Origin of the sequence: Paraburkholderia sp. EG286B, assembly GCF_040965655.1 — a bacterium.
In the GTDB taxonomy this organism is placed as follows: domain Bacteria; phylum Pseudomonadota; class Gammaproteobacteria; order Burkholderiales; family Burkholderiaceae; genus Paraburkholderia.
The window spans coordinates 69645-95657 of sequence record NZ_JBFRCF010000022.1 but is presented as its reverse complement, the minus strand read 5'-3'; the positions used below and the strand labels follow the sequence as shown (position 1 = coordinate 95657).

The window sequence follows — 26013 nt, the reverse complement described above, 5'->3', positions numbered from 1 at the left end:
CCGTTGACGATGAGGGAATGCCAATGACCGTCTATCTATTCGCGAGCATCACGCCGAAGTCCGAGCACGTCGCCGACGTGGAGGCGCTCATGCGCGAGATGGTTTCGCACACGCGCAAGGAGCCGGGCAACTTGCGTTACGACCTGCTGCGCCGCGCCGATGGCGCACCGGGCTTTTATCTTTACGAAACCTATGTCGACGAAGCCGCGGTGCAGGCGCATCGCGATAGCGCGCATTTCGTGGCGTACCGCGCGAAGATAGGTGCGTGGGTGACGGAGCCGCCCGAAGTGAAGCTGCTGAAGGGTGTGGACGTCGCGGACTGAAGCCGCACCATGTGCCGCAATCGTTGCGGCGATCCATTGACGCGCCGGACATCGCTTTGCAGCGGTGTCCGGCGCGTTGTTCATTGAGCGGTCGCGCGCCGCCTAGCCCGCCATATCGAGCACCACGCGGCCTTCGATCGCGCCGCGCTCCATGCGAGCGAACACGTCGTTGATGTTCTCCAGTTTTTCCGTGGAGACGGTCGCCTTGACCTTGCCTTCCTGCGCGAACATCAGCGACTCTTCGAGATCGAGGCGTGTGCCGACGATCGAACCGCGCACCGTCACGCCGCCCAGCACCATGTCGAAGATCGGCAGCGGAAAGTCGCCGGGCGGCAGGCCGTTCAGCGACACCGTGCCGCCCCGGCGCACCATGCCGAGCGCCTGCGAAAACGCAATGGGCGAGACCGCGGTTACGAGCACGCCGTGCGCGCCGCCAATTTCCTTCTTCAGATACGCAGCGGGATCGGTCGTTTTCGCGTTGACCGTCACGGTCGCGCCGAGGCGTTTCGCCAGTTCGAGTTTCGTATCGTCGACATCGACGGCGGCGACGTTGAGTCCCATCGCACGCGCGTATTGCACGGCCATGTGGCCGAGGCCGCCCACGCCGGAAATCACGACCCAGTTGCCAGGCCGCGTGTCGGTGACTTTCAGGCCCTTGTAGACCGTCACGCCGGCGCAGAGCACGGGTGCGATTTCGATGAAGTCGATATTTTTCGGCAGCAGGCCGACGTAATTCGCGTCGGCTTTCGCGTATTGAGCGAAGCCGCCATTGACCGAATAGCCGGTGTTCTGCTGCTGTTCGCAAAGCGTTTCCCAGCCGCCGAGGCAATGTTCGCAATGGCCGCATGCCGAGTAAAGCCACGGAATGCCCACGCGATCGCCTTCCTTCACATGCGTGACGCCCGCGCCCACACCCACGACATAGCCCACGCCCTCGTGACCGGGAATGAACGGCGGTTGCGGCTTGACGGGCCAGTCGCCGTGCGCGGCATGCAGGTCCGTGTGGCACACGCCGCACGCTTCGATCTTCACGAGTAGTTCGCCTGGCCCCGGAGTGGGGACGGCCACTTCCTCCAGCACAAGGGGTTTGCCAAATGCGCGGACTACCGCGGCTTGCATCGTCTTGCTCATCGTCGGGCTCCTGTCGAAGCTGAGTGGCGGCGCGCGGCCGGATGCGTTGCGCATCGCGGTGTCGCCGCACGTCCGCCTGCCTTTCGAGTTTGAAGGAAAGAATTGTCGTGTGCGATGAACTTGCTCAATAGTTGGTAATAAAACGGATGAGAAGTTTTTGAAAGAAACTGCCGTTAATATTCAATAAGGTTTGGTAACGACTCCGTTGCACGAATTCATTGAGCCCGATGCAGAACGACTTCCTTTACGAGCGCGCCAGTGAGAGCCATTTCGCCGGCGACCTGGCGCGCGCGCGTCAGTTGTACATGCAACTGCTCGAAGCCGAAACAGCGCACGCGGGTGCGTTGTTTCGGCTCGGCGTGATCGGTTTGCAGGAAGGCACGCCGGCTGATGCGATCGGCTGGTTGCAGCGCGCACTCGCCGTCGAGCCCGGTCAGCGACGCTATCGCGAAGCGTTGGGGCAGGCGTATGCCATGGCCGCACGCCATGCCGAAGCGGCGCAGGTCTATCGCGCTCTGCTGGCGGACGACGCGTCGTCCGCCGATCTCTGGTGCGGGCTCGGCTCGGCGCTGCAGGCGCAGGGTGCGCTGGCGGAAGCGGTGGAGGCGTGGCGCGCGGCGCTGGAGAGCGAAGCGAACCGGGCCGACGCCTGGAACAACCTCGGTAATTGTCTGCGTCTGCTGGGCGATTCCGGCGAGGCTCAGGCCGCGTATCGCCGCGCGCTCGCCTTGCAGCCGGGCGATGCCAGCGCATTGACGAACCTCGGCACGCTGCTGCAGGAAGCAGGTCGGGACGAGGAAGCGCTCGATAGCTTGCGCGCCGCATTGGCGGCCGCGCCGGGCACGGCAGTCGCGATGATCAACCTCGGCGTGCTGCTGACCCGCCTGGAGCGTCTGGACGAGGCGTTGCCCCTGCTCGAACGCGCGGTGGCCAGCGAACCGCATATGGCGCATGCGGCCTACAACTACGGCGTCGCGCTGCAGGCGCGCGGCCGTCTGCGCGAAGCCGAAGCGCAATATCGCCGCGCGCTCGCGCTCGAGCCGGCGCATGCGGAAGCGGCCAACAACCTGGGGAATGTTTGCCGCGATCTCGGCGATTACCCCGCTGCACGCGTGGCGTACGAAACGGCCATCCGCATCCGGCCGGATTTCGTCGACGCGTTCAACAACGCCGCCAACCTGATGCGCACGCTCGGCAGCTTCGACGAGGCGCAAGCGCTGTTGCGCCAGGCCCTCAGCTTCGATCCATCGCGCTCGGCCACGCTCAACAATCTTGGCAACGTGCTCAAGGACTGCGGAGACCTGGACGAAGGCATCGAATGCCTTCGCCGGGCCGTGGCGAGCGAGCCCGGCAACCTCATCGCGCACAGCAACCTTCTGTACGCGTTGTCGTTCCAGGCCGAAGATCCACAGGCGATTCTCGACGAGGCGAGACGCTGGTCCGCGCAGCACGAAGCGCCGCTCGGCGTGCATCGCACGCAGGCGCCTGTCGAACCGGCCGTGCGAAGGCGCTTGCGCATCGGTTACGTATCGGGCGATTTTCGTGAGCATTGCCAGGCATTGTTCATGACGCCGCTACTCGCCCATCACGACCGCACGCGCTTCGAGATTCATGCGTATTCGAGCGTGGTCAGGCCCGATGCGACGACCGCGCGACTTGCCGCGCACGTCGACGAGTGGCACGACGTGCGCACGTCGAGCGACGCGGCGCTGGCGGACCAGATCCGCGCGGACGGCATCGATATCCTCGTCGATCTCACGATGCACATGGCCGATGGCCGGCCGCTGCTGTTCGCGCGCAAGCCGGCGCCGGTGCAGGTCGCCTGGCTTGCCTATCCCGGCACGACCGGAATTGGCGCGATGGACTGGCGGCTCACCGATCCCTGGCTCGATCCGCCTGCGCACGATGGCCACTACAGCGAAAAGTCGTGGCGTTTGCCGCACACGTTCTGGTGCTATGACCCGCTTGCTTCGGAACCCGAAGTGAATACGCTGCCGGCATCGAGCGCCGGCCACGTCACGTTCGGCAGCCTGAACAACCCGTGCAAGCTCACCGATACGACGCTGAACCTGTGGGCCCGTGTATTCGCCCGTTTGCCTGCGGCGCGCCTCGTGCTCATGGCCGCCGAGGGTGAAGCGAGGCGCCGCCTCGCGCTTCGGATCGCGCGGGCCGGCATCGACCCGGCGCGCGTGCGCTTCCTGCCGTTCCGGCCGCGTGCCGATTATCTGCGCAGCTATCACGAGGTCGATCTCGGGCTCGACACGTTGCCGTACAACGGCCATACCACCTCGCTCGACGCGCTGTGGATGGGGGTGCCCGTCGTCACGCGCATCGGGGCGACCGTGGCGGGGCGCGCGGGCTTGAGCCAGCTCGCGAACCTGGGTCTTGCCGAACTGGCCGCCGATTCGGACGACGCCTTCGTGGAGACGGCGGTGAATCTCGCGAGCGACTTGCCACGCCTCGCGAACCTGCGCGCGACGCTGCGCGAACGCATGGTGCACTCGCCGCTCATGGACGGCGAACGCTTCGCGCGCGGCGTCGAGGCGGCGTACGAAGGTATGTGGCGCGCTGCAGCGCAATAGGGCCATCTGGCGCGTAAATACGGGGCAACCGGCGGCCGGGACTCAGCCGAACGGCCATCCAGCGTGCTGTATAAATATACAGTAGAATCCTAGCCTGACAGCCAGGGCCGCGCGCCGATTTCCCGCGCGCGCTGCGCTGCAAGTTGCCGGGCCGCGCCGCGTATTTGCCCCATTTCGCGCGCCGTCCGGCCCCACGCGTGTGATCCAGCCGGAATGCCAGCGCAAGTGAGCGATAACCGATCCATCCGAATCCGTGGTGCCCGCCAGCACAACCTCAAGAACCTCGACCTCGACCTGCACACCGGCGAAATGACGGTCGTCACCGGGCCTTCAGGCTCGGGCAAGTCGAGCCTCGTTTTCGACACGCTTTACGCGGAAGGCCAGCGCCGTTACGTCGAAACGTTCAGCGCCTACGCGCGCCAGTTCCTCGACCGCATGGACCGGCCGCAGGTCGATCGCGTGGACGGCGTGCCGCCCGCCATCGCCATCGACCAGACCAACCCCGTGCGCAGTTCGCGCTCCACGGTCGGCACGATGACGGAGCTGAACGACCACCTCAAGCTGCTCTACGCGCGCGCCGCGAATCTGTTCGACCGCGTCACGGCGCAGCCCGTGCGGCACGACACGCCTGAGACGATCTACGCCGAGCTGATGGCGCGCACGGCCACGGGCGACCCGCGTCTCGTGGTCACGTTTCCGGTCGAGCTGCCCGATACGACCACCGAGGAAGAAGTCGCGCAGTGGCTCTCCGCGAGCGGCTATACGCGCGTGCAGGCACAGCGCGAGGTGAAGACCGCCGAAGGCACGCGCAAGCTGCTCGACGTGGTCGCCGACCGTTTCCGCATGCAGAACGTGGAGAAAAGCCGCGCGATCGAGGCGATCGAAGCCTCGCTCAAGCGCGGCAGCGGGCGCGTCAACATTTACGTGCTCGAGAGCGGCGACGCCGAAGCCGCGGCCGAGCCGCAGATCTGGCGCTTCTCGACCGGGCTGCACTGCCCGGACAGCGATCTGCGCTACGCCGATCCGCAGCCCGCGCTGTTCTCGTTCAACTCGGCCTACGGCGCCTGCGACGCGTGCCGCGGCTTTGGTCGCGTGATCGGCGTGGATTGGGGCCTCGTGATACCCGACGAGCGCAAGACGCTGCGCGGCGGCGCGATCAAGCCGCTGCAAACGCCGGCGTGGAAGGAATGCCAGGACGACCTGATGCGCTATGCCGCGAAGGCCGGCATTCCGCGCGATACGGCATGGTCGGAACTGACGCAGGCGCAGCGCGACTGGGTCATCGACGGGGCGCCGGACTGGAAGGGCAGCTGGCAGACGCAGTGGTACGGCGTGAAGCGCTTCTTCCAGTATCTGGAATCGAAAGCCTACAAGATGCACATCCGCGTGCTGCTGTCGAAGTACCGCAGCTACACGCCGTGCGAAACCTGCGGCGGCGCACGCCTGAAAACCGAGGCCCTGCAATGGCGCCTCGGCACGCAGCAGAACGCGGACGACGTGCTCGCGCCATCGGGGCGCTTCCTGCCGCACGGCGTGGACTGGACACGCGCGCAGCTCGAAGCGTTGCCGGGCCTTACCGTGCACGACGTGATGCTGCTGCCGATCGAGCGCATTCGCCGCTTCTTCGACAATCTTTCGCTTTCCTCAGCATTGCTCGATGATGCGCTGAAGCTGCTGCTCGAAGAAGTGCGCACGCGCCTGAAGTATCTCTGCGACGTGGGCCTCGGCTATCTGACGCTCGATCGCCAGAGCCGCACGCTCTCGGGCGGCGAAGTGCAGCGTATCAACCTGACCACGGCGCTCGGCACGTCGCTCACGAAAACGCTGTTCGTGCTCGACGAACCGAGTATCGGCCTGCATCCGCGCGACCTCAACCGCATCGTCGAAGCGATGCAACGTCTGCGCGACGCGGGCAATACGCTCGTCGTGGTCGAGCACGATCCGTCCGTGATGCTCGCGGCCGACCGCCTCATCGACATGGGTCCCGGCCCCGGCGAACGCGGCGGCTCGATCGTCTACGACGGCACGCCGAACGATATCCGCTCGTCGGGCACCCTGACGGGCGAGTACCTGGGCGGCCACCGCGCCGTCGCCGACGCTTCGCACTGGGAGCGACGCCCGGTTGACGCGTCCACGCCGAACCTGCTGCTCGAAGGCGCGAGCGAGCACAACCTGCGCGACGTGACCGTGCAGATTCCGCTGCAACGCCTCGTGTGCGTGACCGGCGTCTCGGGCTCGGGAAAATCGACGTTGGTGCAGGACGTGCTCTATCCCGCGCTCGCGCGGCATCTGGGCAAGGCGACCGAAGCGCCGGGCACGTTCCGCAAGCTGAGCGGCGCGGAGCAGATCAGCGACGCCGTGTTCGTCGACCAGTCGCCGATCGGCAAGACGGCGCGTTCGAATCCGGCCAGCTATGTCGGCGCGTTCGACGAGATCCGCAAGCTGTTCGCCAAGGCGACGCTCGCGAAGCAGCGCGGCTACACGGCGGGCATGTTCAGCTTCAACTCGGGCGAAGGCCGCTGCCCGACTTGTGGCGGCTCCGGTTTCGAGCACATCGAAATGCAGTTCCTGAGCGATGTGTACCTGCGTTGCCCCGATTGCGACGGCAGCCGTTATCGCGCGGAAGTGCTCGAAGTGAAGATCGAGCGCGCGGGCCGTACGCTTTCGGTCGCGGACGTCCTCGACCTCACCGTGAGCGAAGCGGTGCAATGCTTCGCTGAGGATGCCGAAGTATTGCGCGTGCTGCAGCCTATCGTGGACGTGGGCCTCGAATACGTGAAGCTCGGCCAGCCGGTGCCGACGCTCTCGGGCGGCGAGGCGCAGCGCCTGAAGCTCGCGGGGTATCTCGCGGAAACCGCGCAGTCGCGCGGCAAGGAGGCGGGCGGCCGCCTCTTCATGTTCGACGAACCGACCACGGGCCTGCATTTCGACGACATCGCCAAACTGATGCGCGCCTTCGGCAAGCTGCTCGTGGGCGGTCATTCGCTGTTCGTGATCGAGCATAACCTCGACGTGATCCGCGCCGCCGACTGGCTGATCGATCTCGGCCCCGAAGGCGGCGATGCAGGCGGCGAAGTGGTGTGCGTCGGCACGCCCGAGGACGTGATCGCGTGCCCGCGTTCGCATACCGGCGCGGCGCTCGAGCGCTACGAAGCCGCGCTTGGCAGCGGTGTCGAACTGCTGGCGGAAGAAGAGGGCGTGGCGCTGCAAACCGCGTTGCGTGCCGCGCAGGCGCGCCGCGAGGTGCAGGGCGAGGACGTGGTGCGCATCGTGAATGCGCGCGAGCACAACCTCAAGGCGCTCGATGTCGATATTCCGCACGGCCGCTTCAACGTCATCACGGGCGTGTCGGGCTCGGGCAAGTCCACGCTCGCGTTCGACATCCTCTTTCACGAAGGCCAGCGGCGCTACCTCGAATCGCTCAACGCGTATGCGCGTTCGATCGTGCAGCCCGCGGGCCGTCCCGAAGTCGATGCCGTGTACGGCATTCCGCCGACCGTCGCGATCGAGCAGCGCCTTTCGCGCGGCGGCCGCAAGAGCACGGTCGCCACGACCTCCGAGGTGTGGCACTTCCTGCGTCTGCTTTACGTGAAGCTCGGCGTGCAGCACTGCGTGCATGACGGCACGCCCGTCACGTCGCAGAGCGTCGATGCGATCGTCGCGCAGCTGCTGCGCGAACATCGCGGCCAGCATGTCGGTTTGCTCGCGCCGCTCGTCGTCAATCGCAAGGGCGTCTACACCGATCTCGCGAAGTGGGCGAAGGCGCGCGGCAACACGCATCTGCGCGTGGATGGCGAATTCGTGCCCGTCGCGCCGTGGCCCAAGCTCGACCGCTTCCGCGAGCATACGATCGAGTTGCCCGTGGGCGACCTCGTGATCGAGCCGGAAAACGAGGCGCAATTGCGCACGCTGCTCGGCGCGACGCTCGAAGCGGGCAAGGGCATCGTGCACCTGCTCGCGCCGCTCGACGGCCTCGATCACGTGATTGGCAATGGCGGTTCGACGGCGAGCATCGGCGAGGTGAAGGTGCTGTCGACGCGGCGCGCCTGCCCGGTGTGCGGCACGAGCTATCCCGAACTCGATCCGCGTATGTTCTCGTACAACAGCAAGCACGGCTGGTGCACGACCTGCGTGGGTACGGGCCTCGCGCTCACGCGCGAGCAGCGCGCCGCGTACGACGACACGATCGTCGCCGAAGACGGCCGTGGCCGCGAGCAAACCTTGCCTTCGGAGGAGCAGGAACCCGACGGCATGGTCGACGAGCCGTGCCACGATTGCGGCGGCACGCGCCTGAATCCGGTGGCGCGCGCCGTGACGTTCGACGCGCATCCGATCGTCGACGTCGCACAGTGGACCGTGGCGGAGACGCGCCGCTGGATCGATACGCTGAAGCTGGGCGGCCGCGACGCGCAGATCGCGCGCGACGTGGTGAGCGAAATCCGCAGCCGGCTGCAGTTCCTGGAAGAAGTGGGGCTCGGCTATCTGAGCCTCGATCGCGCCGCGCCAAGCCTTTCGGGTGGCGAGGCGCAGCGCATTCGTCTCGCCGCGCAACTGGGCAGCAATTTGCAGGGCGTGTGCTATGTGCTCGACGAACCGACCATCGGCCTGCATCCGCGCGACAACCAGATCCTGCTCGACGCGCTGCGCAGCCTCGGTGAGAAGGGCAACACGCTCGTCGTGGTCGAGCACGACGAGGACACGATCCGGCGCGCCGATCACATCATCGACATCGGTCCGAGCGCGGGTAAGCGCGGCGGCCGCGTGGTCGCGCAAGGCAGCGTGGCCGATCTCGCGGCGCAGGCCGATTCGCTCACGGGCCGCTATCTCGCACAGCCTATCCGGCACCCGCTGCAGCCGCGCCGTGAAGTGCGTCCGGCGCGCGCGGGACGCGAGGCGCTGCCGGGCCAATGGCTCACCGTGCACGGCGGCAAGCTGCACAACCTGCGCAACGTCACCGCGCAGATTCCGCTCGGACGTCTCGTGGCGATTACGGGCGTGAGCGGCTCCGGCAAGTCCACTCTCGCGCGCGACGTGCTGCTTTCCAATCTGCTCGACGCCGTTGGGCGTTCGGTGCTGTCTTCGCCTGCCGAGCGGCGCGCGCGCAAGGCGGTGAAGGAGAAAGCGCCGAGCGCGGCGGAACGCCGTTCGAGCGTGCTCGCGCGCACGAGCGCGAAGCCGAAGCTCGAGGTTTCGCATACGTGGCAGGGCTGCGATTCGATTAGCGGATGGGAAAGCATCGACCGCGTGCTCGAAGTCGACCAGACGCCGATCGGCAAAACGCCGCGCTCGTGCCCCGCGACCTATATCGGCGTGTGGGACGCGATTCGCCGCCTTTTCGCCGATACGCTCGAGGCGCGCGCCCGCGGCTATAGCGCGTCGCGTTTCTCGTTCAATACCGGCGACGGACGCTGTCCCGCGTGCGAAGGCCAGGGCGTGCGCACCATCGGCATGAGCTTCCTGCCCGACGTGAAAGTGCCGTGCGACGTGTGCCACGGCCAGCGCTTCAATCCGGAAACGCTGGCGGTGACGTGGCGCGGCCGGAACATCGGCGAAGTGCTGACGATGGAAATCGACGAGGCCGTGGAGTTCTTCGGCTCGATCACGAGTATTTCGCACCCGCTGCAACTCATGAAGGACGTGGGTCTCGGCTACCTCACGCTCGGCCAGCCTTCGCCCACGCTCTCGGGCGGCGAGGCGCAGCGCATCAAGCTCGTGACCGAGCTCTCGAAGGTGCGCGACGACATCACGCGCCGCGGCCAGAAGGCGCCGCACACCCTCTACGTGCTCGACGAGCCCACGGTGGGCCTGCACATGGCCGACGTGGCGCGCCTCATCAGCGTGCTGCACCGGCTCGCGGACGCGGGGCATAGCGTCGTCGTGATCGAGCACGACCTCGACGTGATCGCCGAAGCCGACTGGATCATCGATCTCGGGCCCGAAGGCGGCGTGGGCGGCGGCACGATCGTCGCCGCAGCCGATCCCGAAGCGCTCGCGAAGGTGCGGGCGAGCCATACCGGCGCGGCGCTCGCGCCCGTGCTGGCGCGTGGCCAGGGCGACGTGAACGCCGCCGAAAGCAAACCTGCACCAGAGCGGCGCGCAACCGGCGCGGCGGCTTCTACCTAAAGGAATGGAGCGGGCCGCAGAGGCCCGCTCCGCCTTGAAACCGCTTGATCTGTGCCGCGCGCGCAAGGTATCATGGGTTCCGCTTGCAGCAAACGTTCGCTCACCTGTAGCGGCGTCACCTGAGAGCGGAGCAGCGGACTGCAGATCCCCTCCGAACCGGTCGCGGGCTCCACACTCAGGCCACCTCATCAGTGCAGCAAGGCTTCGCAGTTCATGCGCGAAGCCTTTGTCTTTTCAGGGAAGACCATTCTTTGCCGATCGTTGTATCGGTGCCTTGCCCTTGACGAAGCGAGAGGAATTAATCGATGTTCGACCTCGATGGAGAGGCGCGCGAACGGCTCATCGTGTGGATTCGACGCCGCATGGAAGAGTACGGCATTACGTTCGAAGAGCTTGAAGCGTCTATTGCCGAAAGCGAAAAAATACCCAAGTACCGCGACGCATACGGGAATACGTGGAATGGCGAGGGCGATATGCCGGCCTGGCTGTTGCGCTATAAGCACGCGGGACAGGATATCGAGCATTTTCGCTGCTAGCCATGACGGTGCCTGAGTGCGCGCCGGTGTTGCCCTTCGACTGCCAGACCGTTCGCGGCGCATGCCGCAAAGCCCGCGCATTGGCGCGGCGCCCGGTATTATTCAGCATAGTTTTAAAATGCCTTTCGGCGCGAGCCGGGATTTAATTGCGCCTCCTAATGTGCCGTGCCGGTTTAGGCGCGCAATGATTTATGCATTCTTTTTTGCCGGCATTTGCGCGCGTAATTAGTCAGCTTTTTTGAAAACTCCGGTTGGCTGCGCGATCAAGCTGCGCGACAATCTCGCCCATTGCGTTCTTGCTACGGCAGGGAGGTAGTCATGGCGATACTCGTGCTGGGCCTCGTTATTTTCATTGGTGTCCATTCGATCCGCATCGTGGCAGGGCCCTGGCGTGCCGCGCAGATCGAGCGCCTGGGGCCGCGTGCCTGGCGAGGCGCGTTTGCGTTGCTCTCCATTCTGGGCTTCGTGCTGATCGTCTATGGCTACGGTCTGTCACGCCGCTATCCCGTGCCGATCTGGCTGCCGCCGTTCTGGATGGCGCATGTCACGGCACTTCTCACCGCCATTGCCTTCATCCTGATCGTCGCGGCCTATGTGCCGGGCAATCACTTCAAGCGCGCGGTCGGCCAGCCATTCGTGAGCGGCGTCGCGCTTTGGGCGTTCGCGCATCTGCTCGCCAACGGCACGCTCAACGACATCATTCTCTTCGGGGTGTTCCTCGTCTGGGCGTTGTTCGAGCTGCGGGGCGAGAACCGGCGCGATCGCGAAGCGGGGGTGGTCTATCCGCCGGGAGAAGTATCGCGCGATGCGATCGTCGTCGTGGTCGGGCTCGTGGTCTGGGCCGTGTTCGCCTTCTGGCTGCATGGCGTGCTGATCGGCGTGCGCCCGCTCGGCTGAGCGTGCGGCGGGCCGCAGGCGCGCTGCAAAAAAGAAGCCTGCGCATGGCAGGCTTCACAAGGTACAGCTCGGAGTTCCGCGATCAGATCGCAGCGGCACGATCATAGGGCCAATTCATGAAAGCCACGTGAAAGTCCGCGCGACTCGGCTCGCATCGCCGCCGATGCATCAAAGATCGAAGAACACCGTTTCCTGTTCGCCCTGCATGCGGATGTCGAACGTGTAGACGATGCTGCCGGCCTGCTCGCTACGGCGCGCGATCAGCGTGTCGCGGCGCGCGGCGGGCACGGCCGAGAGCACCGGGTCCGCGGCGTTCGCGGCGGCTTCGTCTTCGAAGTAGATGCGCGTGAAGGTGTGCGTGAGCATCCCGCGCATCATCACGATCACGTTCAGATGCGGCGCTTCGCCGGCGTTCTCGACGCCCGGCTTCACGGTGTGCACGATGAAGCGGTGCTGCGCATCCGTACCCGTGCCCACGCGTGCAAAACCGCGGAAGCCGTCTTTGGCGATTGCCTCGCGCGAAGCCGGATAACGGCCGTTTGCGTCGACCTGCGAAAACTCGAGCATCGCGTCGAACACGGCGTTGCCGTCGCCGTCGATCACGCGGCCGATCAGCGTAATGTGCTCGCCCGGCGTTTCGGGCTCGACCACGTTGGCCGTGAAGAGGCTCTTCAGGTCGAAATCGTATTGCTGCGGACACAGGCCGTAGGCGAAGTACGGGCCGACCGTTTGCGAAGGCGTTTCCTTGAGTGCCATGGTTCAACGCTCCGTGGGGGTTTGGTTCGGGCCGCGCAGCACGATGTCGAATTCGTAGCCGAGTGCGTAGCCTTCTTCGGTGGTGTCGAGCGAGAAGCGCGAAATCATGCGCTCGCGTGCGTCTTCGGGCGTGCCCTGATAGATCGGGTCGAACGCGAGCAGCGGGTCGCCGGGGAAATACATCTGCGTGACGAGACGCGAGCCGAAGTAGTCGCCGAACAGCGAGAAGTGGATGTGATTCGGACGCCACGCGTTCGGGTGATTGCCCCAGGGATATGCACCCGGCTTGATCGTGAGGAAACGATAGCGGCCGTCGTTATCGGTGATCGCGCGGCCGGCGCCGAGGAAGTTGGGATCGAGCGGCGCGTCGTGCTGGTCCTGCTTGTGGACATAGCGGCCGGCGGCGTTGGCCTGCCAGATCTCGACGAGCGTATTGCGCACCGGCTTGCCGCCTTCGTCGAGCACGCGGCCCGTCACGATGATGCGCTCGCCGAGCGGCGCGCCATTCCTGGCCGCGTTGCGCGTGAGGTCGTGATCGAGCGCGCCGAGGTCGTCGGTGCCGTACACGGGCGCGTGCTGGTTGCGCAGCTTTTCCTTCAGGGGGATGAGCGGGAGCGTGGGGCCGCGTTTGACCGACGAACGGTACGGCGGATAAACGTACGCGGGGTGCGAGTCGAAGTCGCGCGGCGACAGGATGGACTCGTCCATGGGGTGTCTCCTGGGTTGGATTATTGGGGGAAGGGGGCCTGGCGCCGGCAACGGTTGGCGGTGCGACCCGATGCCGCCACTTTATCCAAAGCGAAAAGTTATGCAAAATGATGTTTTTTCGCATCTCGTATAACGAACCGTTATGCAAAACCGGCTCGCGGACGGACGCGTCAAATTCCGTCATCTCCAGTGTTTTCTTGCCGTGGCGCAGATGGGCAGCGTGCAGCAGGCCGCCGAGAGTCTTTCGGTCACGCAGCCCGCCGTGTCGAAGACGATCGCCGAGCTGGAGCTCGTGCTGGGCGTGAAGCTGTTCGAGCGCGGCCGGCACGGCGCGGTGCCCACGCGCGAGGGGCAGCTTTTCATGCCGCACGCGAGCGCCTGCATGAGCGCGCTGCGCCAGGGCGTGGCCTTGCTCGCGCGCGACGAAGGCGCGGTGGCCGCGACGCTCGATATCGGCGTGCTGCCGACTGTGGCGACGGCGTTGCTGCCCGGTGCGTTGCGCCACTTCGGCGAGGAATGGCCGCGCGTGAGCGTGCGGCTGGTGACGGGGGCCAACACCGAACTGCTCGAGCGGCTGAAGACAGGCGCGATCAGCTTCGCGGTGGGCCGTCTGGCCGACCCCGAGCGCATGGTGGGCCTGAGCTTCGAGCAGCTGTACAACGAGCCGCTCGCCGTGGTGGTGCGCGCGGGGCATCCGCTCGCGCAGGGGGCGGGGCTGCCGGCGCAACTCGCCTCGTTTCCACTCGTGTTGCCGCCGTTCGGCACGTTGATCCGCCAGGCGGCTGACAGTCTGCTTGCCGCCTGGGGCGCGCCGCCGCTGTCGGCGTTCGTCGAGTTGCTGTCGGTTTCCGTGGGGCGCGCGCTCGCGCTCCAGAACGACGCGGTGTGGTTCGTGCCCGCCGGCGCCGTCGAGTATGACCTGCGGCGCGGGACGCTGGTGCGGTTGCCATTGCCTTCCGCGGGCGGCGAAGAGCCGGTGGGGGTGATTCAGCGGACCGATACCCAGCCCACGCCTGCCGGTCGCGCGCTGATCGAGGCCGTGCGGCGTGCGGCGCGCGAGCGCGACGTGCGGCCGGATGGCTCAGCGGCGCCGCGGACGCGGCGTGCGCGCGCTGCCAACCCTTCCGCTGGCAAGCTTTCGCCCGACGCCGGGGGTTGAGGGCTTCGCGGTTCCCGCAGACCCGACACTGCGCGCCGGATTCAGCCGGCCGTGAGCTTCGCCCTGGCGCGTGACTTCGAGGTTGCCGACGCTTCCGGCGCGACGCCGGGCAGGCGCGCGCTCGTGGCCATCCACAGCACTTCGGCGTCTACCTCGCTCGTCGAAATGGCCGCGTGGCCGGTGCGGCTGTCGAAGTAGAGGCTGTCGCCGGCTTCCAGATTGGTGGGCGCGTAGAGCTCCGAATACAGGCAGACGCTGCCGCTGATCACGTAGAGAAACTCTTCGCCTTCGTGGCGGCCCCAGTCGTCGAACGCGTCGAGCGAATGCGCGGTGATGCGGATGCGAAACGGCAGCATCGCCTTGTGCGCGAGATCGGTGGCGAGCAACTCCATCTGATAGCCGCGATAGGCGTGGCGCTGACCCGCGCCGTTGCGCGTGAGTGCGCGGCGGCCGCCGGCATTGAGCCTGGGCGGGGTGCCGAACAGCTCGGCCAGGTCGATTCTGAGCCCGCTGACGATCTTTTGCAGCACGTCGAAGGTCGGCGACATGAGGCCGTTTTCGACTTTCGACAGGGTCGAGCGCGAGACGCCGCACAGGCGGCTGGCCGTATCGAGCGTCAGGTCCTGGGCGACGCGCGCGGCGCGCACGCGGCGGCCGAGGTCGGTGGTCGCCGTGCTGGCGGATGGGGTGAGCGTGGAATCCATGGGCTACGTTCGAATGCTGACGAAAAGCCCTGGTTGGGCCCCGCGATGTCTTACCGATCATATCAAACGGTTGCCCGCGCGAAGCGCTGACCTCGCCTGGCCGGCCGGTCTGCGACGTTGGCTCGGCGGTATGGGGCGAGCCGTCACGCATCGACGCCCTGTTCAATTGCGAATTAAAACGATTCGATTTAACGATCTTTAAAAATTAATCCGTCGATGTTTTAACAAATTTTAAAGATTTACTGGGTTTGATATTAGAATAAGGCCTCAATATGCGTCCATGCGCCGCGGCTCCCACGGATTTTGATATTTATCATTGTAATCAGATGATGTAGATCAAGTGGAGAGCGCAAAATGCATGACGAACGACTCGAATTGTTGATGGCAATCTCGCGAAGAACGCTCGGAATCGAGAGCTTCGAACTGACCGGGAAGCCGACCGCCGACGCGCACCTCGTGAGCGCCGAGGATATTGGCCGCGCGCTGGAGTCGGCGTACGACGCCGGGTTGATCGTCGGCTACCGCATGGGGCGCGCGGAGTGCGAAGAGAACGCCTGAATACCGCGTGACGCGATTCAGAGGCGGCGTCCCTTAAAAGGGCGCCGTTTTTATTTTGGTCTGGATTAACACGATAATAAACGTCGCCATGATTAATGGGCGATGTGGCGCCTGATCAGTTCCGACGATTGTTAATCGGCGCTGCACCGGCTGCATGACTCCCGGCGTTTTCCGCACCGGCGCCGGTTACCAGGCAAACCTGACCAATCAGACGAGCCGTCGCAACGGCGCGAGCGACCAGTCGTGCGGCACCCCATGCACGGCGAAAAACCACGCGGCCACCCATGACGCGGCGACGACGATCAGGTCGCAACGTCCGCTGCGCCACCAGTTCAGCGAGTGCCGCTGAAAGATCCACGGCACACCGAGCGGATTGGGCCAGTCGGCGAACAGGTGGATCACGCCTCCGCAGGCGAAGCCGAACGCGGGCGCCGCGAGCGGCAGGTGCCCGAGTTTGTGATACGACCACACGAGCAACGCGATCCAGCCGATGCCCCAGTGCGTGAACGTGCGATGCGTGATCCAGAGGCGCCGCTTCTTGCGCCACCAGGCGACCTCGAGCCAGTCGGGCGCCGAACCGCCCGCGACACCCGCCGCGAACGCGAGCGCGGCGTAGAGATGCCAGGCGCTATCGGCGCCCTGACGCGTGACGATTGCGGCGGCGATGACGCCGGCGGCCCAACCCGTGGCGTGATGTGCGGTGCCTGATGCCATGAAGCGGTGAGTTGCGAAGTCGAAGGGGGCGCAATCTTCGCAGATGTGTCGCCGTTATGACAGGGGTGACACGCGGGCGACATGCGGAACGTCGTGTGGCGCGTGCGGTGCACGCGCCAGCCGTTCGCGCGTCAGGTCGTGCAGCGCGCTACGTCGAAGCGCAGTTCTTCTTCGGGCGGATCGTTCGACGCGGACGCGCCGTGCGTGACGCGAATGACCGAGCCGTGGCCGTTCGGCGTGAGCGTGACGAAGTACGACGCGTCCGAGCGCGAGCCCACGCTCAGTTCGGTCGTATTGCCGTCGCGCGAACTGTGCACGTGCGGCAGGCGGTCTTCGAGGCAACTCGCGACCGACGAAGCCGATCGCGCCGACGAAGCGTAGATCATCGGTTCGCCGTTCGAAGCGGTGCCGGACGGCGGTGTCGATCCACAAGCGGCGATGAGCGCGAGCGGAGTCGCGGCGAGGAGTCGTTGCGTGAGCGTTTTCATAGGCGACGTGACAATATCGAAGCAGCGGATTATGCCAATAAGTATACGCACGCTGATCTGAATCAAGGCCCACGCAGACGTAAAAAGATGCAACAGGCAACAGGAAAAAACGCACATGCGCTTGTGGCGCATGTGCGTTTCGCAAAGGCAGGGCGGCGCGGCGGGTCGCGCCGCATTTGCCCAACTCCTGGCGATCAGAAGCGGTGACGCAAACCGACTGTCGCGGCCACCTGGTTGCTCGTCGAAGAAGGCGAGAGCGTATTGATCGCAGCGACGTTCGCGATGCCCGAGCCGTCGGCGTTATAGCCGAGCGAGCCCGAAGCGTGCTGATAGACGCCGGCGAGATAGACGTCCGTGCGCTTGCTCAACGAGTAGTCGGTGCCAACCAGCACGGTGTGCCACTTCGGGCTGTTGTTGCCGCCGTTGCCCGTGACCGTGCCGTCGGTGAACGTGTAGGAGCCGACGAACGCCAGGGCGGGCGTCAGATGGTAAGCGCCGTTGATCTCGTAGTTGTCGACGTGCAGGTTCAGGCCCGAGAGGCCAGGCAGCGGCGCGCTGCCGCCACTCGAGAGACTCTGCATGCCGTCGATCTGCGAGTGCGTCCATACGAAGCCAACCTGTGCCGGGCCGTAGGTGTAGTTCACACCCGCGCCGAACGAGCGCTGCAGCCGTGCCGAGATGTTCTGGTCGGCCGAGGCCGCGCTGTTCGCGGCGCCGAGGCCGCCGGAGTTGTTCTGCTGCGAGTAGGCGGCTGCGAAGTTCAGCGGGCCGTTGCCGTACGATGCGCCCACGCTCCATGCGCGGCCATTCGCGAAGCCGCTCGCGTCGTTGCTGAAGCCGTACAGGCCGCCGAACTGGAAGCCCGCGTAGTTCGCGCTGGCGTACTTGACCGAGTTCTTGATCGAATAGCTTTGCGCGAGGTTGTCGTTGTCGAACGGGTGGCCCGCGAGATTGTTGCCGAAGCCCGCGCCGGCTTCCGAGAGCGGCGAGAGGTAATCGACCATCGAGTCATATTGCCGGCCGAGCGTGAGCGTGCCAAACCGGTCGCTCTGCAGGCCGACCCAGGCCTGGCGATTGAAGCCGCTGTCGCCGTTCTTGTAGCCGCCGTTGTTGAGATTGAAACCGCTCTCGAGGGTGAAGATCGCCTTCAGGCCGCCGCCCAGGTCTTCGGCGCCGCGAAAGCCGAAGTAGTTGTTCGAGAGGGCGCCGCTGCCCTGAGCCCACAGGCTGTGGCCGCCGACGTTGTTCGCGTAGACGATGCCGGCGTCGAGCGAGCCGTAAAGGGTGACGGTTCTTTGCGCATGGGCGCTGATGGCAAATGCACTGAGGACGCCTGCAGCAATGAGTGCTTTTTTCATGTTTTTCTCCGGTCAGAACTTGGGGAATCTCAGGCCGAATATTCTGAAAATCGATTTCGTGCCCGGATGATTCGCAACGAAGTGTAGGCCCGGTATTCGATGTATTTACGCAAATCGACGCAACAATGCATCCATCTCATTTCGCGATTGGCATTAATAGCCGTAAGTGACTGCATATAAAGCGTTTTTCTATTGGATTATCGGGTGCGACAAAATGGTCGATCTGGATAATCCGTTGTGCACCCGCGACGATGCGGCAAACGCGCGCAGGAGCTGGCCTAGCGCGAATTCAACGCTTTTTCAAGCGCGATTCTTGTCGTTTGGTGAAAGGTACTGTTCCAGATCATGAAGTGAACACACGCATTGTGCGGCGGTACAATTTCTGCAGCCCTCGACCAAGGGTGGTCTTTTTTCATCTGTTTTTACGCGGCTCTCGGGCCGCGTTTTTTTTGCCTGCGGGAAATATTTTAAATTAATGCGCAAGGCGGAATGGTGCGTTGCGGAAAACGCAATGATTAAAATCGCCGGCCTATATTCTGGTTTGGTGGCGCGATAATCCGAACCGGCTGGATAGAAAGACGTGGCGCCCGACGCGCGACGCGATCCGGGTAGAATCTTGCCCTTGCCCCGCGACGGGCAAGTCCCGCGCAGAACCCGATGAAAGCCCCGCCATGACCGATTCCTCACCCGCAACCGATCCCGATTTCCCCGCCGATGACCTCGCAGCCGAAGCCGAGGTGATCCAGGAAGCGCGCCTGTGGCGCAAGGACGGCTGGACCGCGCGCGTGATCAAGAACGAGGACGACGACGGCTGGGCCGTCGAAATGATCAAGGACGGCGAGCCGGAGCCTGCACTCGTCGGCCCGTGGACCATGGGCCGTGACAAGAAGAATCCCAAGCCGCTCGATACGTCGGCGTTCAACACGCTCGTGAAGACCGCTTCGGAGGTGCTGCGCCGGCACGAGCAGCAATTGCGCGCGCTCTTGCACAAGCGCGTGAGCGTACAGACCGCCGAAGGCGACGTGGACGTGACGCTCGACATCGTTCCCGACGAGTACGAGCCCTACGCGCTCGTCAGCGCGATCGACGCGTTCGGCGAGCAGCTCGCTCAGGCGCGCGTCGCGCCGAACTTCAAGCTCACGAAAGCGCGCGCCGAAGCCTGGGCCGAAGGCGGCTTCGGGCGCATCGAGTAAATCTCAGAGCCTGCCCGCTTACTCCTGCTTGCAGAAGATCGCAGTCAATAGCGGTCCGGCATGGTGGACGATAGCGTTATTGCCTGCCGCCGTGAGGGCTGCCTGCACCCTCGTCTGGGTGCCGACCACGACGGCGCCGTAGGCGGATGGGGCGATGGGTGTGCCGTCGCCGGTCTTGAAGAGCGGGTCGTCCTTCTGGAAACCCACGATGGCGAACACGCTGAAGCCATAGGCCGTCATGTGCTGGCCGCGCGCGGGCCAGAATGCGTTGATCGAATTGCTTTCGACCTTCATGGGCTTCGGATCGATCAGGTTTTGCGTGATCAGCCCGGAGATGAAGTCGTGTGCGGACTCGCTGCAGGTCAGCGAATCGTCGATGGCGGCGGCGCGGGCGTTGCCGGCGAGAAGCGTCAGGACAGCGAGAAAAAGGGCGGCAAAGGTAAAGCGTTTCATTACGTGAATGGCGAAAGTGCGTGCGCCGGAGCCGTTGGACGCAAAACGTCCGGGCTGGCGCGAAGGGTTGCACTCTACGCGTGTTCGGGCAACTTCGCTTGCGGCGCCGCGGGAGCCGATCTAGCGCTTTGCCTTACAGAACCACAAGCAAAAAGTGGGACGATCGTCGGAATACCTGCAAGATTTCTGGAAGGCGTATATATTGCGCGAATATATCATGAATGATACCTTTGTCCTTTGTTTTCAAAGGCCTGCGTATCGTTCATGGTGGTGGTTTCGCCCTCAGCTACCTCCCGGGCTACCACGCCGCTCACCATCAGCGCGCGGAGGCTTTCGTCAGTAATTCCGGACGAATTTTCCCCGATCTGAACGCGCGTCAGCTTTCCCATTTTCGCAAATCTGTAGATCGTGTTCCGCGAGACGCCGAGCGCGGCGGCGGCTTCGTTGATCCGGTACAGCTTCGGCAGGACGGTGCTCATTTGCTTTGGCCCTCGTAGGCGAGAAGTTCGGTGACGACTTCGCCGGTGTCGACGTAGTACCAGTCGGAGTCGGTCAGGTTGTTGATCAGGAAACGTTCGAAATCGGCTGGCGGCATGGTGCGCTGAATGCGCTCCCACTTCGCTGGCGGACCGCGCCACGTCGGCGAGACGCCGGCGGCGCGCGCCGCGGCCAGGGTGTGATGCCCGTCGACGAGGATCCGGTACCGGCGGCCGCGCAGCTCGAACTCGGCCACGCGGACTATGAACACCCGGAAGCGGCCGGCCTTGTCCGCGACCCTAGCCGGGTCGAGGAAGCGCTGCGATGAGATGAGCGGGGCGGTCTCAGCCATGGCCCAGCTCCCGCTCGGCCGCCGCGAGGGCCGTATTCAGCTCCGTCATGGCCTCGTGCGTGCCGCCCTTGTCCGGGTGTGCGACAGAGGCGCGGCGGCGGTATGCGGCTCGCACGACGCCGAGATCCCGCTCCGTTGGCGGCACGCCGATCACTTCCCGCCAATGGCGCGGCGCGCTGGGCGTCGCGATCGCCGTGAAGCCGGTGAATGCTGCCTCGAGCATGTCGCCAGTCCCCCATCGCGCGATGCCGCGCAGCGCTTCAATCGTCTTGGCGATCGCCTGCATGTTGTGCTCGATCTTCAGCCACCGATCGCAGGCGAACGACATCTGCCGTTTCTTGTAGGTGAAGTAGACGGCGACGCCGACGTCCTCTGGCGCGCGCTGGTTGGCGAGCGGCAGGCCGTCTTGTCGAAGTTTCAGATTCGAGCTGATGACGATCTCAGGGTCACGCGCATAGCGGCCGCCGCAGAGGAGGGTGATCTCGGCGACGATGTTGTCGCGGGCTCGCGCGAGCGTCACGTCGAACTTCGCGTGTTCTCGTGACCAGCGATCAGTTCGCTTGCGGCCGGCCGGCCACTGAAGAGGATGGGCGGTAGTCTGCGTCATCACTTTGCCCTGTGGACGAGCCCGGTAGGCGTGCGCTCGACTGCCGAGGGACTGTCGCCGGGCAGCCGCTTCTGGTTGTCCATGAACGCCGAGCCGCCGATCGCATCGGTCGCCTTGATGTATTCGACCTCGACCTTCGCGGTGTCGACGAGCACGCTCGCGACGTGCGCGACCGCCTTGGCCCGGTCGATGTCCATCGGATTTTCCTTGTCGCGAAGCGCCGCAAGCGTCTGCATCAGGTGCTCGCGCATGTCATTCATCGTGCTCACTGTCCTTCTCCTTCGCCTCGCGGGCGATGCGATTGACCTGCCGCGTGATCGCGCCTTTGAGCTGGACCAGCTTCGCCAGCTCTGGGCTACGCGCCCGCGGATGATTGCGACGCGCCATCTCGCCGCGGTGGACGAGTTCAAGCGCATCGATGGTGATTTCGTCCAGTACGTTGGTTCGGCGCCCGGGCAGGAAAGCCACCACGTGACCGTCCGGGATCGGGCCGTTCGCTGCTTCCCAGACGAGACGGTGCACGCCGACCCAGCGCCGTGCCGGTACGAGGTTCGGGTCGTCGGTGACCTTCTGCTCGAGGTATCCGTCCTTGCTCAGCCGGTAGCTGCCGATCGGCACATAGTTGTGCTGCGCCGCGCCACTCATCTCACCTTTCTTGAACTGCGTGCGGCGTGAGTTTGGGTGCTGGCCAGCGACGCCTTTAGTGCCCTTGGTCCAAGGCACATGCCCGGGCTTGAACTGCGTCGCGATCATCGCTGGGTGCGTCCGTCCGCGCTGCATGCGCCCGGATTTGTCGGACTCGTAGAACGCCTCCGATTTGTGCAGCCCGAGCCCGCTTGCCTTCGAATAGACACGAGCCTCGCTCACGCCGAGCTCGGCGGCGATGTCCTTCGTCGGCCGGTCGGCGTATTCGCGCGCCAACTTGAGGAGGTCCTCGGGGCTCCAGGGCTCGCCGTTCACGCGATCACTCCCATGTCGTGCATCTGGCGCAACTGTGTCGCGACGTCGGCGGGGACATCGAAGAACTGGAGCGCGCCCTTGCATTCGACGAACGGCACGGGCTTCACGTCTTCGAGGAGGAAACCCCATTGGCCCTCCATGTGCCACGTCGAAGTTCGTCTCGCCGACGGAATGCAATCGGTGAGCGTCGCGGCGCCGACGATCCCGCCGCGGTGAAGCTTTTCTTGCCCGGGCAGTGCGATGTCGACATCGAAGTAGTCGAGAAAGGCCTCCACGTCGTCATATTCGGCGCGCGTCATCGTCTTGCTCGCGTGGATCAGGAATCGTCCGCGGAGTCGTGTCGGCCAGGTGCGGTTTTCGATGTCTTTCAGCTTGCAGGCCTCGATCGCGACTTCGCGCGCAGCGCCGGTCAGGTCGGGACGCACGATGAGCCACGCCCACGGCTGGCGGATAGAAAGAGCCTTCATGCGAGATCTCCGGTCGGCTCTTCGACGGACGGCGCAGCAGTCTCATCGGGCGCCGGCGGGACTGCAAAAACGGCCAGAGCTTCGTCGCAGTGCTTCACGATGCTGGCGGCATGCTCGCGCACGGCGTTCATGCCCCCGTAGCTCTTCAGGACGCCGCTGGCCATCACCGCGCGGACCGCTCTGCCAATCTCCTCGCTGCTGCCCCAGCGATGGATCTTGATGCCGCTCACACGCTCGATTTGTTCGATCTGCGCCTGCAGATCGGTGACGTGCGAGGTCCGCGATTCAATCTCGCGAGCGATCCGCTTCTCATCACCATCTCGCAGCCGCTGAACCTCGGCCGATACGGCTGCCTCCACGAGACCGTTGTCGATCTCATTGGCACGGCGCAGCATCGCCGCGACGAAATTGCGGGTGACCGGCTGCGCCGAGAGCTTCGGCGCCGCGGCGACCTGTCGAATCTTGCTTCCCGTCTGGATCTCGTATTGCCCCCACGTCGGCGGCAGTTCACCGGGCACGATGACGCCTGCCGGGCAGACGATCCACCAGCGATCGCAATATTGCTGCACGGGCGCCGACTTCTCTGGGTTCTTCAGCTCACGGAGCCAATCGCTTCGCGAGACCTTGATCTCGAAGCCGTGGATCTCAAGCCCGCGGGAGGGGTAGAGGTTGATTGCGACCGCATCGGCCCACCGGTTGTGGCGACCACCGGTCGCGTCGCCGACCTCGAAGAAGAGCGCCCACTCAGGCGCGCAGAAGCGCGCGCGGAGCGCGGCGCGAACGTCGTGCGTTTTCATTGGGCACCTCTTGGGAATTCGTCGTGGGTGCGCCCGTCGAGGAGCCGCCCGGCGATTTTTTTCCCGAGGCGCTGGACCCACGTTTCATCATCGAAGCGATGGAACATGCCGCCGCTCGCATCGTTGATTTCGGGCGCGGGCGCCCACTCCCCAAATTGCTTGAAGAAGAAAGGGACGCCGGCGTGCGCGCACTGGTCGCGCAGCGATCGAGCCCAGTCCGGATTCATCGGGCGCGCGCCGGGGCCGCTCTCGCCACCGACGATCACCCAGTCAATCGAAGGGGAGCTATAGCCGTCTTCTGCGTATTCGGTCGTCGGGCCGTGAATCCACTCGGCATCGGCAGGGCAGTCCTCGCACGATTGCATCTCTTGCCCGCAGCACATACCGGTCGGATCGAACCACGGTTGCAAGTCGACCGGCCCGAGAAGCGGTTCCATCGACAGGAAGCGAATGCGCGCCGGCGTCATCAGCAGCTTCGTGATCCGTTCGTCCGCGCGCATTTGGTCCTCGATGCTGACGCCCAGCCAGACGTTCGGTGCAGGCCATTGGCACCATTCCATTGCAGCTATCCGGATCTCGTTCGAGTGAGATGCGGCGAGCACCCATCCATGACGATGAGGGTCGCTCATATACTCGAGCATGCGGTCCGCACGCTTAGTCAGCACCTGAAACGTGTGCTCGCGCGCGCGGCACATGATCGCGAATACCTTGTCGATATATTCGAACGGCACATCCTCGTGAAAGAGGTCCGACATGCTATTGACGAATACGCGGCGCGGGCGGCGCCAGCTCATCGGCTCCTCAAGCTTCTCGTGGATCAGCTGTACGTTGCCTTCCCACTTCGGGCCCTGTGACGTTACGCGCACGAGGCCTTCATATGGCTGACCGGTTCCGCGGAACCGCATCGCGACGCGCTCGGCGTAGCAGTTCGTGCACCCGGGCGAAACCCGCGCGCAACCGCGCACCGGGTTCCAGGTGGCGTCGGTCCATTCGATTTTGCTGTTCTCGCTCATTCGATGCTTCCCTGAAGTGACGCCGCGCGGCGTTCCGCGTACCACTTTTGCTGCCAGTCCATCGCATCTGCATGCGAGCCGAGCTCACCCGTGATACGGCGCCGCATCGCCATGGCGCCACACTGGCGCCATGTGATCTCGATCGCGCCGGCGGCGATTGCGATCGCGCGCTTGCTCAGGGCGATGTCGTAGTGGCTGTCGTGCTTCGGAGGCGCTTGCCACCAACGCCGGGCGACGCCAATGCGATCGGCCATCGCATGAAGCTCCTCGTCGGTGTCCGCGATCATGTGGCACATCACCATGCGGCCATACGCGGCGCGCATGTCATCGACGTAGACGCTCATGCCTCGGGCTCCTTTGGTGCCGCGCGGTCGAGGCGCTCGATCTCGGCGAGGATCAGGGCTGCACCCTTCACGAGAGCCGTGCGAGGATCTTTCGGCTTCCACCAGCGCGCATGAAACGTCCATGTATCGGGCGGGTTCGCATAGAAGCCGCCGTCGCCTTGCGACGCGGGGTAGATGAAATCTGCTGCCGCGATCGCGTATGCACTGCCAGCGGATGCGAGAACGCCGGGATCGTGGCGATCATCGCGCTCGGGCGAGAAGCCCTCGACGGAGACTTGGCGCGCGCGCTCGGCGAGCACGTCGCGAGCCGCCGCGGTATCGTGCGCGACCCATGCTGGAGGTTTGCCGCGCGGCGGTTTCCACTGCTCGGCGCCGTCCGTATAGGTGTAGCCCTTCGCCTCGAGCGTGCGAACCGCAGCTGCGCTCGCGCGCGCTGCGGCCGCGCGTGCCTCGCGCTCGGCGACGGATCGCTTGAAGTACTCGCACGGCTCGACCTCGCCGCTTTCGATGCGTTGGCGATCATCACCGCAGTCGTTGAGACAGTCGCATTGCGGCTTTTCAATTGCCATGGCGGTCTCTCCCCAGCCATCCTGCCAAGGCGGCATTCGTCACATCGCTTTTGTAAGCGGCATATGTCACTGGAGAGCACCGGGTCAGGTCATAGCCGCGAGGTTTAGCCCAAGCCTCGAATGCTGCGCGCTTTGTTGGGGACGCTCTGAAGGTAGGCATGCCTTCCTGCGCATCCATCTGGCAGTAGCACGGCCCACCAACATCACCATCGACCGTCCCTTCGCCATCGCAGCCCGGGCATACCGCAGCATCTGCGGCGACGGTAGGCGTAGGGGCGGCGTCGATTAGATGAAGCGTGCTCGCATCCTCGATTGCGCTGCGCTGCGTGGCGAAGTCCTTCAGTACGTGTTCGATGTCGTGGCGCGACGCCCACTCGGCTGCGGCCAGTTCTGTGATAACGAACGGCGCTACCGCAGCAGGGGCGACGGGAGCGGCGAGCGCTGATTCGAGCTCCGCGCCGACTGCTTTCAAACGCTCGATGTTCTTTTCGGTGTACATGTGCTCGAGCGCTCGCGCGGCATTCGCATGTCGCTGGACGAGCTTATGTGCCCAGTCAGATTGCACCGCTCCCGCTGCATCGGAAGGGGCAAGAGCCGCGCCGCGCACAAGGCCGATACCGTACATATCAATCGAGCCATCGGCCAGGAAGAGATGCCCACATCCTGCAACGCGGAGTTTATCGGCGATCTCTTTAAACGCGCGCTCGGAGATCTCGAGAGTCGAAACTGTGTGTGTCATCGTTT

27 protein-coding genes are annotated in these 26013 nt (G+C 64.8%); 8 read left to right on the top strand and 19 right to left on the bottom strand.

Annotation, left to right across the window (positions count from 1 at the left end; genetic code table 11):
* Window positions 1-23 precede the first annotated feature (23 nt).
* Complete coding sequence (locus tag AB4Y42_RS34815; RefSeq protein WP_368691231.1) at window positions 24-323, top strand: putative quinol monooxygenase; 300 nt, start codon at window positions 24-26, stop codon at window positions 321-323.
* A 102-nt stretch (window positions 324-425) separates the two neighbouring features.
* On the opposite strand, the gene adhP is transcribed toward AB4Y42_RS34815, so the two are convergent.
* Complete coding sequence (gene adhP, locus AB4Y42_RS34810; RefSeq protein ID WP_368691232.1) at window positions 426-1454, bottom strand: alcohol dehydrogenase AdhP; 1029 nt, start codon at window positions 1452-1454, stop codon at window positions 426-428.
* 227 nt (window positions 1455-1681) lie between these two features.
* Here adhP and AB4Y42_RS34805 point away from each other — a divergent pair, with 227 nt between their 5' ends.
* The 4 genes from AB4Y42_RS34805 (at window position 1682) to AB4Y42_RS34790 (ending at window position 11592) form a co-directional block, all read left to right on the top strand.
* The gene (locus AB4Y42_RS34805; RefSeq protein WP_368696713.1) at window positions 1682-4036 is read left to right on the top strand and encodes a tetratricopeptide repeat protein; all 2355 of its coding nucleotides are present in this window, start codon (window positions 1682-1684) and stop codon (window positions 4034-4036) included.
* 225 nt (window positions 4037-4261) lie between these two features.
* Window positions 4262-10159 carry an excinuclease ABC subunit UvrA gene (gene uvrA, locus AB4Y42_RS34800; RefSeq protein WP_368696712.1) on the top strand — a complete coding sequence of 1966 codons (5898 nt, stop codon included), beginning with the start codon at window positions 4262-4264 and terminating at the stop codon, window positions 10157-10159.
* A gap of 305 nt (window positions 10160-10464) precedes the next feature.
* Entirely contained in the window at window positions 10465-10695 is a 231-nt protein-coding gene (locus AB4Y42_RS34795) for an H-NS histone family protein (RefSeq protein WP_254315634.1), read from the top strand.
* 318 nt (window positions 10696-11013) lie between these two features.
* Complete coding sequence (locus AB4Y42_RS34790; protein WP_368691235.1) at window positions 11014-11592, top strand: NnrU family protein; 579 nt, start codon at window positions 11014-11016, stop codon at window positions 11590-11592.
* Between the two features lie 168 nt (window positions 11593-11760).
* Here AB4Y42_RS34790 and pcaG read toward each other — a convergent pair whose 3' ends face one another.
* Both pcaG and pcaH read right to left on the bottom strand, forming a co-directional pair.
* The gene (gene pcaG, locus AB4Y42_RS34785; protein WP_368691236.1) at window positions 11761-12348 is read right to left on the bottom strand and encodes a protocatechuate 3,4-dioxygenase subunit alpha; all 588 of its coding nucleotides are present in this window, start codon (window positions 12346-12348) and stop codon (window positions 11761-11763) included.
* A gap of 3 nt (window positions 12349-12351) precedes the next feature.
* Complete coding sequence (pcaH, locus tag AB4Y42_RS34780; RefSeq protein ID WP_069267444.1) at window positions 12352-13056, bottom strand: protocatechuate 3,4-dioxygenase subunit beta; 705 nt, start codon at window positions 13054-13056, stop codon at window positions 12352-12354.
* Window positions 13057-13198: 142 nt separating this feature from the next.
* Between pcaH and pcaQ the strand changes: the two genes are divergently transcribed.
* Window positions 13199-14215, top strand: coding sequence for a pca operon transcription factor PcaQ (gene pcaQ, locus AB4Y42_RS34775; RefSeq protein ID WP_368696711.1), 1017 nt, complete (start codon window positions 13199-13201; stop codon window positions 14213-14215).
* A gap of 41 nt (window positions 14216-14256) precedes the next feature.
* Here pcaQ and AB4Y42_RS34770 read toward each other — a convergent pair whose 3' ends face one another.
* Entirely contained in the window at window positions 14257-14919 is a 663-nt protein-coding gene (locus AB4Y42_RS34770) for a helix-turn-helix domain-containing protein (RefSeq protein WP_368696710.1), read from the bottom strand.
* 354 nt (window positions 14920-15273) lie between these two features.
* Here AB4Y42_RS34770 and AB4Y42_RS34765 point away from each other — a divergent pair, with 354 nt between their 5' ends.
* Entirely contained in the window at window positions 15274-15477 is a 204-nt protein-coding gene (locus tag AB4Y42_RS34765) for a hypothetical protein (protein ID WP_368696709.1), read from the top strand.
* A 207-nt stretch (window positions 15478-15684) separates the two neighbouring features.
* Here AB4Y42_RS34765 and AB4Y42_RS34760 read toward each other — a convergent pair whose 3' ends face one another.
* From AB4Y42_RS34760 to AB4Y42_RS34750, 3 genes are all read right to left on the bottom strand, one after another.
* Window positions 15685-16191 carry a metal-dependent hydrolase gene (locus AB4Y42_RS34760; RefSeq protein WP_368691240.1) on the bottom strand — a complete coding sequence of 169 codons (507 nt, stop codon included), beginning with the start codon at window positions 16189-16191 and terminating at the stop codon, window positions 15685-15687.
* 131 nt (window positions 16192-16322) lie between these two features.
* Window positions 16323-16679 carry a sugar ABC transporter ATPase gene (locus AB4Y42_RS34755; RefSeq protein WP_069267449.1) on the bottom strand — a complete coding sequence of 119 codons (357 nt, stop codon included), beginning with the start codon at window positions 16677-16679 and terminating at the stop codon, window positions 16323-16325.
* A gap of 194 nt (window positions 16680-16873) precedes the next feature.
* Entirely contained in the window at window positions 16874-18037 is a 1164-nt protein-coding gene (locus AB4Y42_RS34750) for a porin (protein ID WP_368696708.1), read from the bottom strand.
* A gap of 671 nt (window positions 18038-18708) precedes the next feature.
* On the opposite strand from AB4Y42_RS34750, the gene AB4Y42_RS34745 reads away from it, so the two are divergent.
* Entirely contained in the window at window positions 18709-19230 is a 522-nt protein-coding gene (locus tag AB4Y42_RS34745) for a hypothetical protein (RefSeq protein WP_342923819.1), read from the top strand.
* Window positions 19231-19248: 18 nt separating this feature from the next.
* On the opposite strand, the gene AB4Y42_RS34740 is transcribed toward AB4Y42_RS34745, so the two are convergent.
* From AB4Y42_RS34740 to AB4Y42_RS34685, 12 genes are all read right to left on the bottom strand, one after another.
* Entirely contained in the window at window positions 19249-19683 is a 435-nt protein-coding gene (locus tag AB4Y42_RS34740) for a hypothetical protein (RefSeq protein WP_069267452.1), read from the bottom strand.
* Window positions 19684-19898: 215 nt separating this feature from the next.
* Window positions 19899-20162, bottom strand: coding sequence for a helix-turn-helix transcriptional regulator (locus AB4Y42_RS34735; RefSeq protein ID WP_368696707.1), 264 nt, complete (start codon window positions 20160-20162; stop codon window positions 19899-19901).
* Window positions 20159-20512, bottom strand: coding sequence for a hypothetical protein (locus tag AB4Y42_RS34730; RefSeq protein WP_368696706.1), 354 nt, complete (start codon window positions 20510-20512; stop codon window positions 20159-20161). Before AB4Y42_RS34730 ends, AB4Y42_RS34735 begins: the two co-directional genes overlap by 4 nt.
* Entirely contained in the window at window positions 20505-21119 is a 615-nt protein-coding gene (locus AB4Y42_RS34725; protein ID WP_368696705.1) for a hypothetical protein, read from the bottom strand. The genes AB4Y42_RS34730 and AB4Y42_RS34725 overlap by 8 nt, the downstream gene beginning before the upstream one ends.
* Entirely contained in the window at window positions 21119-21379 is a 261-nt protein-coding gene (locus AB4Y42_RS34720; protein ID WP_368696722.1) for a hypothetical protein, read from the bottom strand. The genes AB4Y42_RS34725 and AB4Y42_RS34720 overlap by 1 nt, the downstream gene beginning before the upstream one ends.
* A complete protein-coding gene (locus AB4Y42_RS34715; RefSeq protein ID WP_368696704.1) occupies window positions 21372-22079 on the bottom strand; it encodes an HNH endonuclease signature motif containing protein in 708 nt (235 codons plus the stop codon). Before AB4Y42_RS34715 ends, AB4Y42_RS34720 begins: the two co-directional genes overlap by 8 nt.
* Window positions 22076-22546 carry an ASCH domain-containing protein gene (locus tag AB4Y42_RS34710; protein WP_368696703.1) on the bottom strand — a complete coding sequence of 157 codons (471 nt, stop codon included), beginning with the start codon at window positions 22544-22546 and terminating at the stop codon, window positions 22076-22078. The genes AB4Y42_RS34715 and AB4Y42_RS34710 overlap by 4 nt, the downstream gene beginning before the upstream one ends.
* A complete protein-coding gene (locus AB4Y42_RS34705) occupies window positions 22543-23343 on the bottom strand; it encodes a hypothetical protein (RefSeq protein WP_368696702.1) in 801 nt (266 codons plus the stop codon). The genes AB4Y42_RS34710 and AB4Y42_RS34705 overlap by 4 nt, the downstream gene beginning before the upstream one ends.
* Window positions 23340-24356 (bottom strand): DUF5131 family protein, encoded by a 1017-nt coding sequence (locus AB4Y42_RS34700; RefSeq protein ID WP_368696701.1) that lies wholly within the window; start codon window positions 24354-24356, stop codon window positions 23340-23342. The genes AB4Y42_RS34705 and AB4Y42_RS34700 overlap by 4 nt, the downstream gene beginning before the upstream one ends.
* Window positions 24353-24700, bottom strand: a complete 348-nt coding sequence (locus AB4Y42_RS34695) for a DUF4031 domain-containing protein (RefSeq protein ID WP_368696700.1) — start codon at window positions 24698-24700, stop codon at window positions 24353-24355. The genes AB4Y42_RS34700 and AB4Y42_RS34695 overlap by 4 nt, the downstream gene beginning before the upstream one ends.
* A complete protein-coding gene (locus tag AB4Y42_RS34690) occupies window positions 24697-25269 on the bottom strand; it encodes a hypothetical protein (RefSeq protein ID WP_368696699.1) in 573 nt (190 codons plus the stop codon). The genes AB4Y42_RS34695 and AB4Y42_RS34690 overlap by 4 nt, the downstream gene beginning before the upstream one ends.
* On the bottom strand, window positions 25259-26008 hold the full coding sequence (locus tag AB4Y42_RS34685; RefSeq protein ID WP_368696698.1) for a hypothetical protein: 750 nt from the start codon (window positions 26006-26008) through the stop codon (window positions 25259-25261). Before AB4Y42_RS34685 ends, AB4Y42_RS34690 begins: the two co-directional genes overlap by 11 nt.
* Window positions 26009-26013 lie beyond the last annotated feature (5 nt).